We start from the raw sequence: 14,548 nt of genomic DNA on the forward strand, positions 1-14,548 counted from the left end.
TGTCATAAGCTGGCGAGCATGTCCGGCAAAAACGTAATCGACGGTTTCCCCGTCAACGGATGGATTGCAATCTCTGTCCTAACCCCGAACACGTCGTACAGCAGATCCGGCCGCATCACTTGCTCAGGGCTTCCGGAAGCCGCCATCCGGCCTTCTTGCAGCACATAGATGCGATCGCAGTAGCAAGCTGCGATGTTCAAATCATGCAGCGCGGCGAGACAGGTCAGCTTCAACGCCTTTACCAGATCCATCATCTGCAGCTGATACCGGATATCCAGATGGTTGGTCGGTTCGTCCAAGATCAGAACGCGGGCTTGCTGCGCCAGCGCCCTCGCAATCAGCACGCGCTGTTTTTCTCCGCCGGACAAGTTGGAGAAGCTGCTGCCCGCGGCATGCAGCAAGCCGACGCGCGTCAGCGCCTGCTCCACAATCTCGTAATCCTCCATCGAATCCGCTTCGAACATTCTCTTATGCGGACTGCGTCCCATCATCACGATGTCGCGGACCGTAAAATCAAACGCGGCGGACGACTCCTGGCCGACCACCGCCAACTGTCTGGCCAATTCCTTTTGCGGCAACCGAGAGACACGTTGTCCGTTCAGCAGTATCTCGCCTGAATCAGGCTCCAGCACACGGTATATATTTTTAAGCAGCGTCGATTTCCCGCTGCCGTTCGGACCGATCAAGCCGACCATCTCGCCTTCCCGCACATCCAAGCATATCGATTCAATCAATCTTTTATCCTGAATACTGAACGACAGGCCTTTCACTTCGACGTTCATATTCCGCCTCCAAAAGAATATGAGTTCCGCCGCAACAGCCATATAAAGAAAGGACCTCCGCATAAAGCGGTGACAATGCCGATCGGCAATTCCTCGGGCGCCAGCACAAGCCGCGCCAACACATCGGCCCATACGATGAAGATAGCCCCCAGCAATAGGCTGACCGGGAGAACGCGGCGATGATCCGAACCGACCATGAGCCGCACGATATGGGGGATCATCAAGCCGACAAAGCCGATCGCACCGCTCACGGACACAATCGTTCCCGTCAACAGGGCGACCACAACGACCAGCCATTTGCGGAAGGCATGGAGATTGACGCCAAGTGTAAGCGCCGCCTCCTCCCCCATCAGCAAGGCGTTCAGTGCCCGGTACTGAACAAGCAAAAAGCTCGTTCCGGCAATCACGATCAAGGCCGGGAGCGTCAAATACTCCCACTTGGCCCCCGTCAGGCTTCCCATCATCCAATACATCGCCGAGCGAATACCTTCTTCGCGAGGCGCCATCGTCACGATCAAATTGGTGATGGCCGACATCATCATGGAAACCGCGATTCCCGACAATAAAAGCCGGCTCGTTGCCATCCTGCCCCCCACGCGAGCCAGAACCATAACGATGGCCATCACGGCAAGCGAACCGAGAAAGGCGGATAAGGAAAGCGCATATTGGCCGAAGAAGCGGAACGCGCCGAACAGAATAACAAGCGTGGCCGCCGCAGACGCCCCCGACGACACACCGAGTATGTACGGGTCAGCCAAGGAATTGCGCATAAGCGCTTGAATGGCGGCACCGGCAACAGACAGCCCCGCTCCGACGACGACGCCAAGCAGCACGCGCGGAAAACGAATATCCCAGATGATATGCCCCTGTCCCGTGTCCCACGTCTCCTCGATCCATCCATTGAATCCCGGCATGTGGGAGAAGGCAATTTTCCAGACCGTTGCAGGCGCGATCGGCACAGGCCCCAGCATCACCGCGACTGTAATCGATAAGACGAGCCCCGCCGTCAGCGCCAATAGAATGGCCGTAAAAAAGAAGGAGCGGCGGCGGAAGTCTGCCGGTTCTTTCATCATTTCACAACCTTCAGCGTTATTTATGTGTAATTATTACGTTTTAAAGAGATAGCGACTCATTTTTTTGCCGGCATTTCATTACGCTTAACGAAGTTTATCAGTTTTCACAATAATCGTGGAGAAATAGGAAAGCTTTTCATCCCCATGAAGCTGGTTCAACCCGTACGTAATCTTTTCGGAAGCCATGGATGCATCACTGACAAGCACCGCCTTCTCCAGCAATTGGTGCTGCTCCAGAAGCCGGAGCACCAGCGGCATATTGCTCGCTGCCTTCATTAATACAATCGTGTCAAAGCCGGTCAGCGCCTGATGAAGCGCATCCTCCCCGGAAGTGACCGGAATGACCGCCAGCGATTCCTCATCCATAACAAGCGGCCAGCTGACACGCGAGGCCATATAGGAGAACGAGGAAATCCCCGCAATCGTCTCCGTCTCTATCTCCGCCCGCAGCAGCTCCAGCAAGTAGCTGTACGTGCTATATATCATCGGATCTCCCAGCGTAATAAATCCGGCATTCTTGCCCGACAAAACATCCGCTTTAATCTCCGCAGCGATGCGTTCCCATGCCTGCTCCTTTTCCTCCTGATTGTAAGTCATTGGAAAATGGCGCTGCTTCACCGTCAGACTCTCCGGCAAATAAGGAGAAACGATCTTCAGCGCAAGGCTGGCTCCGCCTTTTTTCGCTTCAGGCGTATAGAGCACATCCAGCTTTTCCAGAGTATGAACGGCTTTCATCGTCAATAGCTCGCTATCTCCCGGACCTGTCCCGATGCCATAAAACTTAGCCATGCGCTACCATCTCCTTCTCTATCGCCGTTCGGATATGCTCGATAAACTGGGTCTGAATGAGAGGGTTCTCGCCAAGTCCCTGCAAATAAGCGGCTGCTTCGAATCCTTGCTGCATCAATTGCGATTTCCATGAGTCCCCTTCGTCCGATGCCATATCATGGATCGCATGGTCCCCGGCCACAAGCATGAACGGCATCAAATGGACCTTCCGGACATTCGCTGCCTTGAGTTGTTCGATGACACGTTCCAGCGGGGGATAGCCTTCCACGGTGCCCATATAAATGGGCTCGTCGGCAAGCATATGGTCGAGACAGGCGTATGCGCTGAATGCATGATGCTCCGAGCCATGTCCCATCAGCACCAGCGCTTCATCCCCGGCCAGGCTCGGCGATTGCGCTTTGACGGCTTGAATCGCTTTGCCGTAATCTTCATAGCTGTCCAGCAAAGGCTTGCTGATAAGCAATTGAGCGAATTGCTCCCGATATGGCAGAGCCTGACATACGATTTTTTCGAACTCCTCGCCGTTAATGAGATGCAGGGATTGGATAATGACCTTGGCGTAACCGGCCGCTTTCAATTTTTCGAGCGCCTGCGCAGGCGCATCAATATGAAGGCCATCGCGCTCCGCCAGTTTTTTTCTAATTTTGTTGGATGTAAATGCTCGGAACACATCGTAATCGGGAAACGTTTCCCTGATCTTATTTTCACAAGCTTCGATGGTTTTGGCACGCGTCTCCGGATAGCTTGTTCCGAAGCTGACGACCAGTATCGCTTGTTTCATGTCGGCATAACCTCCCCGGCTTCTTCTAAAAGCAACTCAATAAGCGAATCCGGCAGCGCTGCTTCCGCCTCGCGATATACGTCCAGCCCCTTCTCGCGTATCGTCCGGCTGGTCATCGGGCCGATGGACAGCAATTTCTTTGAGCGAAGCAGCGCTTGTTCTTCCCTGCTCAACACAGAGAGCAGATGATCTACCGAAGCGGAACTGGAAAAGCAGACGATATCATACCTGTTCAAGTCAAAAGGCCGCTCCGCTTCCAATGCTTCCCGATATAGCGGCAAAGCAGCGAACTCAGCATCTCCACCCAGTTCTTCTGCCAATTGCGCCGTATACTTAGCGCTTCCTGCCAGCAGCACCTTAGTCCCTTGTTGCCAGTTCCCGGCACAGGCTTGACGGATGATTTCCATGGAACGTCTCGCAATGAGGCTGTCAGCGGCAAGCCCATATTCACGCAGCTTCTCCTTCGTCTGCTTCCCAATCGCCGTCAGGCGGATACCGCTCAGTGTGCGGTTATCCTTCCCGTAATCCAGCAATGCCTCGATGAACAAGGATACGGCCTCCGCAGAAGTAAACAGTATTTCTTCATACTCTGTGAATGATGCCATGATCGCGTTCATTTGAGCCGGATCATGAAGTTTTTCAATTCGAATACCTGGATAAAGGGTAACCTCTCCGCCTAGCGCCGTAATTTTGGCGGCCAGCTCGCTTCTCCCGGCACGCGCGCGCGGAAGGAGAATGTGCTTCCGGAACAGCGGCGCCCGCTCGAAAAAGTTCAATTTGTCCCGCAGCTTGACCACATCGCCGACGACGATCAACCCTGGCGCCCCGATTTTTTCTTCCGCCACCTTGCCGCAAATCGTCGTTAAATCTCCGGTAACGGTCCGCTGGCGGGATCTTGATGCCCATTCGACAACGGCTGCTGCCGTGTCGGGGCGGCGTCCATGCTGGATCAAGTTCGTGCAGATCGAGGGAAGTTGGGTCATCCCCATCAGAAAAATAAGCGTGCCCTCCAGCCGGGCTAAACTTGTCCAATCGAGCGGATCGCTTCCTTCCTTCAAATGTCCGGTAATGACATGGAAGCTGGAGGCAAAATCCCGATGCGTCACCGGGATTCCGGCATAGGCCAACCCTCCGATAGCCGATGTGACGCCAGGAACGACTTCAAAGGGAATGCCTGCGGCATACAGGGCTTCGCCTTCTTCCCCTCCGCGCCCAAACACATAAGGGTCGCCGCTTTTTAAGCGAATGACTAATTTGTTCAGCTTAGCCTGATTCACGAGAATTTGCTCGATTTCCGCTTGCGGAATCGGATGATGAGATGGCTCTTTTCCAACGTAGATCAGCTCGCAGTCTTGTTTGCGCTCCTGCAGAAGCACTGGATCCACCAGGCGATCATAGACGATAACATCTGCCTGTCTTAAGAACTCCAGGGCTTTCACGGTTAACAGACCGGCTTCGCCGGGTCCGGCTCCGATAAGAACAACCTTGCCGCTCATCGATTTCCCCCCTTTATTTCACACATATTTTTCAAGTTCTTCTACTTCTGTAATGACAACCGGGTATGGCAGCGCCGGCCGCCGAATGACGACGCAAGGAATTCCGAGCTCTTGGCAAGCGGCTATTTTCTCGGCAAAGCCGCCTCTGGCCCCGCTTTCCTTCGTAATCATCACTTCCGCGCCGGTTTGTCGAAAAAGCTCTTTATTCAATGCTTGGGAAAACGGTCCTTTCATCGCGATAATCTGGTCAGCCAGCAAACCGAGCTGTTCGCAGGCGGCAATGACTTCCGCCACAGGAAGCACTCTCGCGATCACATGCTTTCCGGGGAGCTTTGCGACATACTCCGGCAAGTTTTTGCTTCCGGTCGTCAGAAAAATCCGATTGCCCAACGCCGATGCGGCGCGGCACGCTTCATCAATATCGCGAACGAGATGCAGATGGTCTGCCTGGCCGGATGACCTTTCATAGCGAACATAAGGAATATTCATGCTATCGGCTGCGTTCATTGCATTCCCGGACACTTCCACAGCGAACGGATGGGTCGCATCGATGACCAGAGAGACCGCCTTCTCGCGCATCACCCGGCACATGCCGGCTTCATCCAGCCGCTGGCAGATGACATGTTCGGCATGCTGCTTCGCCAGTTGTTCGCCATATTCGGTCGCCACGGAGACGATATAATCCCGCCCGCGGGCATGCAGCCAATCGCAAATATCCAGACTATCCGAAGTCCCGCCGAAAATCAGGATCATAGAGAATAACCCCGTGGCGTGATCATTCGGCCGCCGGAAACATAGGTTTCCTTATTGCCGACGATAACCATCGTCGTCATATCCACCTCTTCATAGTCGATGTCCGCCATCGTCGTCACGATTTTTCTTTCTTCTTTGCGGCCAACATCCTTCACGATGCCGACAGGCGTTGCCGGCGATTTATAGGCCATCATCAATTCCAAGGCATGCTTCAGATGATTCGCCCGGCCTTTGCTTCTCGGATTGTAGAAGCAGACGACAAAATCAGCTTCCGCCGCCAGCTTCACCCGCTTCTCGATGACTTCCCAAGGCGTCATCAAATCACTTAAGCTGATATGGCAAAAATCATGCATCAGGGGCGCTCCCAGTCTTGCCGCCGCGCCGATGCTCGCCGTGATGCCGGCCACGATTTCGACGTCGATCGATGCTTGCTCTTTGTCCAGAATCTCGAGAATCAGGCCGGCCATGCCGTAAATCCCGGCATCTCCGCTGGACACGACCGCCACGGTTTTTCCCGTTTTCGCAATATCGACGGCTTCCTGACAGCGGTCGATTTCCTTCCGCATCCCCGTTTTGACCACTTCTTTGTCCTGAATAAGTTCTTCAATCAGCCGGATATACGTAATGTATCCCACGATCACATCCGCTTTTTGAATGGCTGCCAGCGCCTCTCCGGTCATCATCTCTCTCTCGCCTGGCCCAATTCCTACAACATAAATCATGCCTTCACCCCATTGCTCATTTTCGTTCTGTCTCCCATGGCCATTGTGATCCCGCAGGCGGCGAACCTTGGTGTCAATACCCGGCCCCCGCTGGCCAGATCGGCTGCGGATAACGCTACGTTGCCAACCTGCACGGTCTGCCTGACGAACTCGGATACCGGGTATTTGCCCGCGACTTCGCGCAACTGATCTGCCGTATACGTGATGAAGGGACAATTCAATTTTTCCGCTAATTGCTTGATGGCCGGTTCATTCTTTTTGATATCGATACTGGCAATGGCAGAAAAGGAATGCGGATCGGCATCATACTGGATGCAAAATTCAGTAAAGGCCTTCATCATGTGCTCAGGCGCAGTCTGTTTGCGGCATCCGACTCCAAGCACGCGTGTCTGCGGGACCATTTTCACCGTATATACGTTCGATTCCGGCAGACGATATCGATGTGTGACCCATACCAATGCTTCTGCCTGTTCCGGAAGCTCATGCGGATTCGTAATCGAGATGAATCCCCGCCGGTCTATCTCTACCGGCACTTCCTCATATAAGCCCACTGTTTTCCCGGCAGCCAACAGACCGTTGATTCGCTTGCAGTTCTCGCGAAAGTCCGGTATCCATGCAGGCACGGACGGCACGATCATATCGAGCGCCGCCACCTTCTGAACGTCCGTTGCCGTTGTAATAACGGCTGCCGCCCCCGTAAGATCCGCCAGCTTCCGGCTCAATTCATTGGCTCCGCCCACATGTCCCGACAATAGACTGATGGCATGATGTCCTTTTTCATCCATCACTACCACCGCCGGATCATACAGCTTGTCCGAGATGACGGGAGCCAACGTCCTGACGGCAATTCCCGCAGCCATAATGCAGACAAGAGCATCATATTGCTGGAAGAGGAGACGCATCCCGGTTGCAAAATCCGGTTGAAGCGCAGCAAATCCTTCGGATTGCAGCTTTTCTGGAACAAAGCAATCTGCCGCCAGCGCCTCCTTGATCGTGGCTGCAAGCGCTTTGCCGTGTTCCGTGACCGCAATGATGGCGGTGTTCTTATCTGTACTCATGCGAGAAATCCTTGTCGTACAGCTTGGAATAATAAAATGTCTCGCCCAGAAAATCCCCTACCATAATGAGCGCCGTTTTCGTGATGCCCTGTTCCTTTACTTTGTCGGCAATATCCCGCAGGGTTCCCGTTACTTGTTTTTCATCCGCCCAGGTCGCTTTATAGATAACAGCCGCCGGCGTATCTTCCGGATAACCGCCTGCCACAAGCTCCGACACCACGCTCTCGACAGCTTGAACCGACAGGAAGATAACCATCGAAGTGCGGTGCGCGGCAAAGGATCGCAGCGATTCCCTCTCCGGAACCGGCGTTCTGCCTTCCATGCGCGTAATAATTACGCTTTGGCTCACTTCCGGCACGGTATACTCGACACCGAGCTGCGAGGCGGCCCCGAGGAATGAACTTACCCCAGGCGTGCAGGTGAACTCTATATCCCGCTTTTTCATTTCCTCGATTTGTTCCCGGATCGACCCATAGATCGAAAAGTCTCCGGTCTGAAGTCGGACGACTTGCTTCCCCGCCTTGACGCCTTTTTCCATGCAATCGATAATCCCCATCAAATCCATCATAGCGCTGTTGTAGATTTCGCAGCCTTCTTTGCAGTACTCCAGCAAATCCGGGTTAACCAGCGAACCTGCATAAATGACGACATCCGCCTCTTTCAGGAGGTTGTACCCTCGCAATGTAATGAGTTCTTTATCTCCGGGCCCCGCCCCGACAAAATGCACTTTCGTCATGCTGTCCCGCTCCTCTCTTTTTGGCAAGCGATAATAAAGGTCGGATTTTGGGGCTTAAAATAATGCCCTTGTCCAAGTTCATGCCACTTCGACACTTGCAGCTGGATCACCTCGACTTCATGCCAGGGCCCTTTTTCGAGATAGGCTGCCGCTTCGAGGGCATTTTCCATCAAGATGAAATTGAGCACAAGGTGGCCGCCTGGCTGCAACAAGGCATGGCTCCAATCGATGATCCCCGTTAATTCCCCCCCGCTGCCGCCGACAAAAATAGCGTCAAACGCGGTATTGTCCAGCGGGACGGGAGCCTTTGCCGCCATAATCTCCACATTGTCAAGCGCCAGCTGCCGCCGGTTCTGTTCGATTAATGACAACGCCTCTTCGTTCCGTTCGATCGCGGTTACCGACACATGGGGAAACATCTTCGCAACCTGAAGCGCTACGCTTCCCGTGCCGGCGCCAACGTCGAGAAAACGGCGGCTCGTGTCGTCCAGCGCTAATTTGTCAATGGATACGGCACGGACCTCCGCCTTGGTCATGGGCGTCTTGCCGCGAATAAAGGCTTCATCCCTCATCCAAAATCACCACCACATTCATGTCATATCGAGCCGCAACTTGCTCCGGCTTCAATCGGTGCAGCCGTTCATCGGGATAGCTGAGATTTTCTCCGATAACGAGCGTTTTGTGGAGCTTCCGCCGCAGAATTTCCTGGGCGATTTCCGCCGGTCCAAGCTTACTGTCCGTGACCATCGCCACTTTCGGGTGCGCGAGCAGAAAGTCGAAATCAGGCTGTTTTCCGTGACTGCTCGTCATGTACAGGTCGTTCATGGCAATGCCGCAGCGGCTGCACAAATATTGGATTGAGCTGATCCCGGGAACAATCTGAAGCTGTTCCGGCGGGAACTTCTGCAACGCCCAATTTCCGATGCCATATATTAACGGGTCTCCGGAAGCGAGCAGCACGATGTCCTGACCGATCCTTTCCAGCAAAAATGCTTCCAGCTCCGAGAGCTGCGTGGGCAGAAGCTTGCGTTCGGCCGGGTTGCCCTGCGGGATTTCGCCCAGCTGCCGCTTCGAGCCGACAATCACATCTGCCTTCTGAATGAGTAAAGCGCCCGCACCTGTCATCAGCTCCGGGCTTCCCGGGCCAATTCCGACAATATGAATCATCGCCATGCCTCCCTGATGGTTGAGATGTCGCAAGTGGAAGCCAGCATTCCCCGTTCGGTTGAAAACGTGATGACGTCGATATCCACAATCGGTTTGCTGTATTTCAAAAACTCTTCTGCCCGTTGCTTCACTTTGTTCGTAATGGTCTGCAAAACCTCGCTATACCCTTCCGCGACCATAATTTCTCCGGCGGCTTCCGTCGTGGTGCAGGCCGCAATTCGCTGGAGCAAGGGAAGAGGCGCGCCGGCAAGCGCCAGATTCGCCACCAAAATTTCTGCCCGTGCATCGGCATCTTTGCTGTGCGTTGTGAAAATACCGGCGGACACTTTAATTAATTTGCCTAAATGGCCTACCATCAGCACGTGTTCAAACGCGAGGCGCTGTGTTTCTTTGAGCATGTAGCCGACGAAATTGCTCATGGAGACCACATATTTGCCGTCAATGCCAAGCTGCTCTTCCACGAAGCGCTCCCCGTAATTCCCGGGAACCAGAATCACTTTCCGGAAACCCTGCGCTTTTTTCATTTCGAGTTCGATGGACAGCGACTGCTTCCACCCCTCCTCGGACATCGGAGTTACGATTCCGGTCGTTCCCAAAATGGAAATCCCGCCGATAATCCCCAGGCGGCTGTTCATGGTGCGCTCCGCGCGCTCTTCGCCTTCCGGCGCGAAAATGATGATATCCGCCCCTCGATCGGGGCCGATCTCTTCCCGCACGGCCGCAGTAATCATTCGGCGCGGCACCGGATTGATGGCCGCTTCCCCGACCGGGACCGCAATGCCCTTTTGCGTCACGCGCCCGACGCCTTGCCCGCCGTCGATTCTGATGTCCCCGTTCGCATTCAAGGTGACCTGCGCAAAAATCCACATTCCATGCGTCGCATCGATATCATCGCCGCCGTCTTTTTGAACGGCGGCCGTTGCCGTATGCCGATCGAATTGCTGCTTGTCCACCGGAAGCTGCAAGCATGTTCCGTTCGGCGTGATTATCTTAACTTCGGCTATTTTCTCCTGCTTGATGATCATGGCCGCAGCCGCTTTGGCCGCCGCAGCCGCGCAAGTGCCTGTCGTATAGCCTTTGCGCAATTTTTTTCCCTCATAATACACGTAGTCTGCCATCGGGCCACCTCTTCTTACATCGCGTACAGCACGGCGTTCATGATGGCCGCCGCCAGATTGCTTCCGCCCTTCCGCCCGCGGGCAACGACCGCCGGAATGTCACTTTCATAGAGCGCTTCTTTCGATTCGGCCGCTCCGACAAATCCAACCGGCACACCGACGACGGCTTCTACATCCAATTCGCCGGCAGCCTCCATCTCTAAAATTTGATAGACGGCGGTAGGCGCATTGCCGATGACAAACAATTTCCGCCCTGCCTCTCTGGCAGCAAGCTGAATCCCGGCCATGGAGCGAGTGATGCCTTGCTGTTGGGCAACTTCCGCCGTTTGCGGCTCATTGACGTAGCAGCGGTAGCGGCAGCCGTATTGCTCCAGCAGCTTTTTATTCATGCCGCTCAGGGCCATATTCGTATCGGTAAAAATGATGCCGCCCTGCCGGATCGTTTCGCGTATTTTCGTCAAGGCATCATGCGTGAACACGAGATTATCCAAATAATCAAAATCCGCCGTCGTATGAATCGCCCGTTTCATGACCAGCTCCTCTTCACGATTGCGGAACGCATATTCAGGTCTTGTTTCCGTAATGATTTCCTGTATAATTTCAAAGCTTTTTTCTTCAATCCGCTTGGGATTTTTGATGTAATCCATCTTTCCCTCTCCTGTCCCGAGTTAACTTACAACCTCTAAAAAGGGAACAAAAAAACACGAAACCTAAAGGTCTCGTGTCCATACGAAGAAAAAGCAGTATCCAAGTATGTTATGAAATGAACACACTTGTGCCTGGGTTCTCTGCTATAGACAACTGTTCCCTTAGAAGTTGCTGCAAGGCTGAACAGAGGAGGTCTCCTGACTTGGCATCATTCTACTTTCCCGCCTTCCCGGCAATGGTTCCAGTGACATCAATGGGATTTCGTCCGCTTCACAGTAGCTAGGGCCTGTAGAGGAATCGCACCTCTTTCCCTGATCTCCGCTCAGTTTTCTATTCAATTTTTATCAGGTTGAATTTTCTGTAATTGAATTGCGTGAATCTCTATGATGAATCATAGCTTGATTGATATAGCGCCGCCTGTGACGGAACTCATTGCACGTCGATTTGCCGGACAACAAAAAGAGCGTTTCAAGCCTGCTGACGGGCTAAAACGCTCTTTTTGATTTCTTTGTGATATGAATGTCCAACCCTCGTTACATCATTAAACTCAATGTTTTCGCCTGCGCATCCAGATTACCCGCTGCTTTGCCGATGTTGGCAAACTCCTCAGTGGCTTGCTTAATTTGATGCTGACATTCGACGATTGCGTCCCGGGAGTTCTTCGTCCCCCCGCCGACATGTCCTACCTTATCGGCGATTCCCTCGATGGCGGCTTGGACTTCCTTGGCCGCCTCTTGGACATGCTCCGCCAGCTTCCGTACCTCGGCGGCAACCACCTGAAACCCTAGGCCATGCTCCCCGGCATGGGCCGCCTCAATCGCCGCGTTCAGGCCCAGCAGGTGGGTTTGTGAGGCAAAATCCTGGATCATCTGAACAATTCCTTTGATGGACTTGTATTCATCTTCCAATTGCCGCAGGAGGGTTAAGTTTTCTTCACTGTCAGTCACCGCGCGCTGAATGGCTGCCGCAACCTGCTGGTTGCGCTCCACGCCTTCTTCCGTCCGCTTCAGCAACTCTTCCGCCATCAGCCGCAGCTCGTCCTTCATTCGGGAGGCGGCGTTTTCCCTTGGCGTGATGTCGGTCGCCACCTTCAAGACAGCCACTGTGTGGCCGGTATCATCCAGAACCGGCATATACGTTGCTTCAAGCCACACCAGGTCCCCATTTTTCGCTACCCGGGCGATTTTCTGTTGAAATTTTATACCGTTCCGCAAATTCTCCCAAAACGTATCATACTCCGAACTGCCGACAAACTGTTGCGTGCAAAACATCCGATGGTGCTTGCCGACAAGTTCTGACGCCGTATACCCCATCGTCTGAGCAAATAGATTGTTCGCCCAAAGAACTTCACCCTGGATGTTAAACTCGATCATGGCGAGCGACTGCTCCAATGCGGCCAGCACCGCTTTCTCCTCCAGCACTTGTGTACTTTTCTGCCTCATGCCACTATTCATTCATGCACATCTCCCTTTTTTCATGCCATTGCAGCAGGCAGGCGTGCCATCCATACCTGCTTGCCCCCGGTTCGATTACGACCTCTGTATCCCTGCCCATGAGATGGCGCAGCCGCTGGCTGATGGCTAAGCCTCAGTCCGGCACCTCGATCTTTGCACATTGTTGAATGATCAGCTTGTGTCATGTGGACATACTGCGAATAAGATCTACCAATTTTTATGTAAATAATCCTCTATCTTTATGAATTGGTATTACTTTCATCCCATTTTCTAAGCTGATGTTCAATATGCTTCAGGACTTTTTTATTATATAACATAGATCTCACCACCTTTGAAACAAAAAATCTCGCCTGCATGGCAGACGAACAATACGTCATACCGCTTCCTGTTGTCCAGCAAAAACTCTTTGTTGAGTTACTTCGCTCCTTTGTTCAAAAAGAGTGGTAGAGCGCAACGAACGTACAAACTGTTTACTTTAAAAGATGGCGCCGACACATTACAATATTATGGTAAGGGAGAGGAGAGATGTAATGATAGCCCAACAACAGGCGGCAATGCAATCCATGATAGAATGGCTGGCTGATGAACATGAACTCGGTCGGAAACCTAGCAAGATTGAGATCGCAGGGGAATTTGATCTGCACAACATGCACTACTACATATTCAAGTATAAGAAGATAATGCTCGGAAAATGGCTCCTCGGCGTCTGCGGCGGCTATGAAACTCCGTCTGACACGGAGCATTGCGGCCATGTGTTCAGTGAGATGCAGCCCTATGATCCAGCTACTGCGGAGCAGGAAGCGATTGCGACGGTCGAAATGATCCGCGAGTATTGGATGAAGCAAGCGGCCGCTTTGGAGGCGGAACAAGCGCAAAATGATGCTGCAGAGCCTGAAAAGGAATCATCTGGCATTTTTAACGGTTTCGTTCTGCTTAACTCTTCGGAGTGCGATCTTGATCAGATCAAGTCGAACCTGCTCCAGGACTGGAACATCTCCTGTTCACCAACAGAGGGAGAAGGTCAGAACTCCGAGGAAGAAAAGGAGGGAATCCTGGTTTTTGAGGTGGAGGCCTTCACCTTGGCCGTAAGCTTTGTCGATGCTCCCATACCGGACGGCGAGGCCGAACATTACGCGCAAGGGAACTACCTCTGGCAGGAGGCCGCGGAGATCACCAAAACGCATGTGGCTCAAATCATATTGGCTGTATTTACCCGCTCCGCCTCCCCGCTCGACAGCGGAAGGCTGTATACCAAGCTGGCGGCCAGCTGCTTGAAGCTCCCGAATGCAATCGGGCTCTATTCATCCGGCACCGTCTTTCAGCCTGAACTATTTGTGGAGCTGGCCGAGATGATGAAGTCTGGAGACGAGTATCCTTTATTAAATCTGGTACATTTCGGCCTGGTCAGAACGGAAGCAGGGACGAACGGATATACGGTCGGGCTGGAGCATTTCGGCAAGGACGAATTCGAAGTGCTCGACAGTCAGGCAGCCCCTGCCGAGCTGCGCAACTTCCTGATTGATATTTCCGCTTATGTCGTAGAGCAGGACATCACTTTACGAGATGGCGAAACGATCGGCTTCACGGCTGAACAGAAGCTGCCGATTACCCGTTCTGAGGGCGTATATGTTAACGGAGACAGTCTTAAAGTCGAATTTTGATACATAAAAGAGCAGTGAAGCGTTATGCTTCCTGCTCTTTGTCGTGCTCCGACGGCTGCAACTTATTCACTCTTCTAATTTTTTCAATGCACTCATCTGCGTTAGATGCGACACATCCCGTGCTGATGAGGTAGTTGCACTATTCTTCATTTCAATCCACGCATCCGTGTAGGATGCGACATAATATCACATATAGTATCAAATAGTCAAGTGGATTTCAATCCACTGTGTTCTTCTGTGATAATGTCACCCTATAACTGTTCTGAGATAATGTCACTATGGGACAGGAGATAATGACATTGACGAAAGC

Annotated in this window: 15 protein-coding genes and 1 riboswitch; of the genes, 1 reads left to right on the forward strand and 14 read right to left on the reverse strand. The window is 52.9% G+C overall.

Annotated features, from left to right (window positions below; all coding sequences use genetic code 11):
* Positions 1 to 2: 2 nt before the first annotated feature.
* From A372_RS0104655 to A372_RS0104720, 14 genes are all read right to left on the reverse strand, one after another.
* Positions 3 to 782, reverse strand: coding sequence for an ABC transporter ATP-binding protein (locus tag A372_RS0104655; RefSeq protein WP_019419681.1), 780 nt, complete (start codon positions 780 to 782; stop codon positions 3 to 5).
* The gene (locus A372_RS0104660) at positions 779 to 1,855 is read right to left on the reverse strand and encodes a FecCD family ABC transporter permease (RefSeq protein ID WP_019419682.1); all 1,077 of its coding nucleotides are present in this window, start codon (positions 1,853 to 1,855) and stop codon (positions 779 to 781) included. Before A372_RS0104660 ends, A372_RS0104655 begins: the two co-directional genes overlap by 4 nt.
* A gap of 84 nt (positions 1,856 to 1,939) precedes the next feature.
* Positions 1,940 to 2,644: a cobalt-factor II C(20)-methyltransferase gene (locus tag A372_RS0104665; protein WP_019419683.1), complete on the reverse strand. Its 705-nt coding sequence runs from the start codon at positions 2,642 to 2,644 to the stop codon at positions 1,940 to 1,942.
* Positions 2,637 to 3,425 (reverse strand): sirohydrochlorin cobaltochelatase, encoded by a 789-nt coding sequence (locus A372_RS0104670; protein WP_019419684.1) that lies wholly within the window; start codon positions 3,423 to 3,425, stop codon positions 2,637 to 2,639. Before A372_RS0104670 ends, A372_RS0104665 begins: the two co-directional genes overlap by 8 nt.
* The gene (cobA, locus tag A372_RS0104675; RefSeq protein WP_019419685.1) at positions 3,422 to 4,921 is read right to left on the reverse strand and encodes a uroporphyrinogen-III C-methyltransferase; all 1,500 of its coding nucleotides are present in this window, start codon (positions 4,919 to 4,921) and stop codon (positions 3,422 to 3,424) included. Before cobA ends, A372_RS0104670 begins: the two co-directional genes overlap by 4 nt.
* Positions 4,922 to 4,939: 18 nt before the next feature.
* Entirely contained in the window at positions 4,940 to 5,674 is a 735-nt protein-coding gene (gene cobK, locus A372_RS0104680; RefSeq protein ID WP_019419686.1) for a precorrin-6A reductase, read from the reverse strand.
* A complete protein-coding gene (gene cobJ, locus A372_RS0104685) occupies positions 5,671 to 6,396 on the reverse strand; it encodes a precorrin-3B C(17)-methyltransferase (RefSeq protein ID WP_019419687.1) in 726 nt (241 codons plus the stop codon). Before cobJ ends, cobK begins: the two co-directional genes overlap by 4 nt.
* Complete coding sequence (locus A372_RS0104690) at positions 6,393 to 7,454, reverse strand: cobalt-precorrin 5A hydrolase (RefSeq protein ID WP_019419688.1); 1,062 nt, start codon at positions 7,452 to 7,454, stop codon at positions 6,393 to 6,395. The genes cobJ and A372_RS0104690 overlap by 4 nt, the downstream gene beginning before the upstream one ends.
* The gene (locus tag A372_RS0104695; protein ID WP_019419689.1) at positions 7,441 to 8,190 is read right to left on the reverse strand and encodes a cobalt-precorrin-4 methyltransferase; all 750 of its coding nucleotides are present in this window, start codon (positions 8,188 to 8,190) and stop codon (positions 7,441 to 7,443) included. The genes A372_RS0104690 and A372_RS0104695 overlap by 14 nt, the downstream gene beginning before the upstream one ends.
* Positions 8,187 to 8,762, reverse strand: coding sequence for a decarboxylating cobalt-precorrin-6B (C(15))-methyltransferase (locus tag A372_RS0104700; RefSeq protein WP_019419690.1), 576 nt, complete (start codon positions 8,760 to 8,762; stop codon positions 8,187 to 8,189). Before A372_RS0104700 ends, A372_RS0104695 begins: the two co-directional genes overlap by 4 nt.
* Positions 8,752 to 9,357: a cobalt-precorrin-7 (C(5))-methyltransferase gene (locus tag A372_RS0104705; protein ID WP_019419691.1), complete on the reverse strand. Its 606-nt coding sequence runs from the start codon at positions 9,355 to 9,357 to the stop codon at positions 8,752 to 8,754. The genes A372_RS0104700 and A372_RS0104705 overlap by 11 nt, the downstream gene beginning before the upstream one ends.
* Complete coding sequence (gene cbiD, locus A372_RS0104710; protein WP_019419692.1) at positions 9,354 to 10,475, reverse strand: cobalt-precorrin-5B (C(1))-methyltransferase CbiD; 1,122 nt, start codon at positions 10,473 to 10,475, stop codon at positions 9,354 to 9,356. The genes A372_RS0104705 and cbiD overlap by 4 nt, the downstream gene beginning before the upstream one ends.
* Before the next feature lie 14 nt (positions 10,476 to 10,489).
* The gene (locus tag A372_RS0104715; protein WP_019419693.1) at positions 10,490 to 11,122 is read right to left on the reverse strand and encodes a cobalt-precorrin-8 methylmutase; all 633 of its coding nucleotides are present in this window, start codon (positions 11,120 to 11,122) and stop codon (positions 10,490 to 10,492) included.
* A 174-nt stretch (positions 11,123 to 11,296) separates the two neighbouring features.
* Positions 11,297 to 11,468: riboswitch (cobalamin riboswitch) on the reverse strand.
* A gap of 188 nt (positions 11,469 to 11,656) precedes the next feature.
* Positions 11,657 to 12,577, reverse strand: coding sequence for a methyl-accepting chemotaxis protein (locus tag A372_RS0104720; RefSeq protein ID WP_019419694.1), 921 nt, complete (start codon positions 12,575 to 12,577; stop codon positions 11,657 to 11,659).
* 530 nt (positions 12,578 to 13,107) lie between these two features.
* Between A372_RS0104720 and A372_RS0104725 the strand changes: the two genes are divergently transcribed.
* Positions 13,108 to 14,238, forward strand: a complete 1,131-nt coding sequence (locus A372_RS0104725; protein ID WP_019419695.1) for a DUF4261 domain-containing protein — start codon at positions 13,108 to 13,110, stop codon at positions 14,236 to 14,238.
* Positions 14,239 to 14,548: the final 310 nt, after the last annotated feature.

It is taken from the genome of Paenibacillus sp. OSY-SE (assembly GCF_000283315.1).
In the GTDB taxonomy this organism is placed as follows: domain Bacteria; phylum Bacillota; class Bacilli; order Paenibacillales; family Paenibacillaceae; genus Paenibacillus_B; species Paenibacillus_B profundus.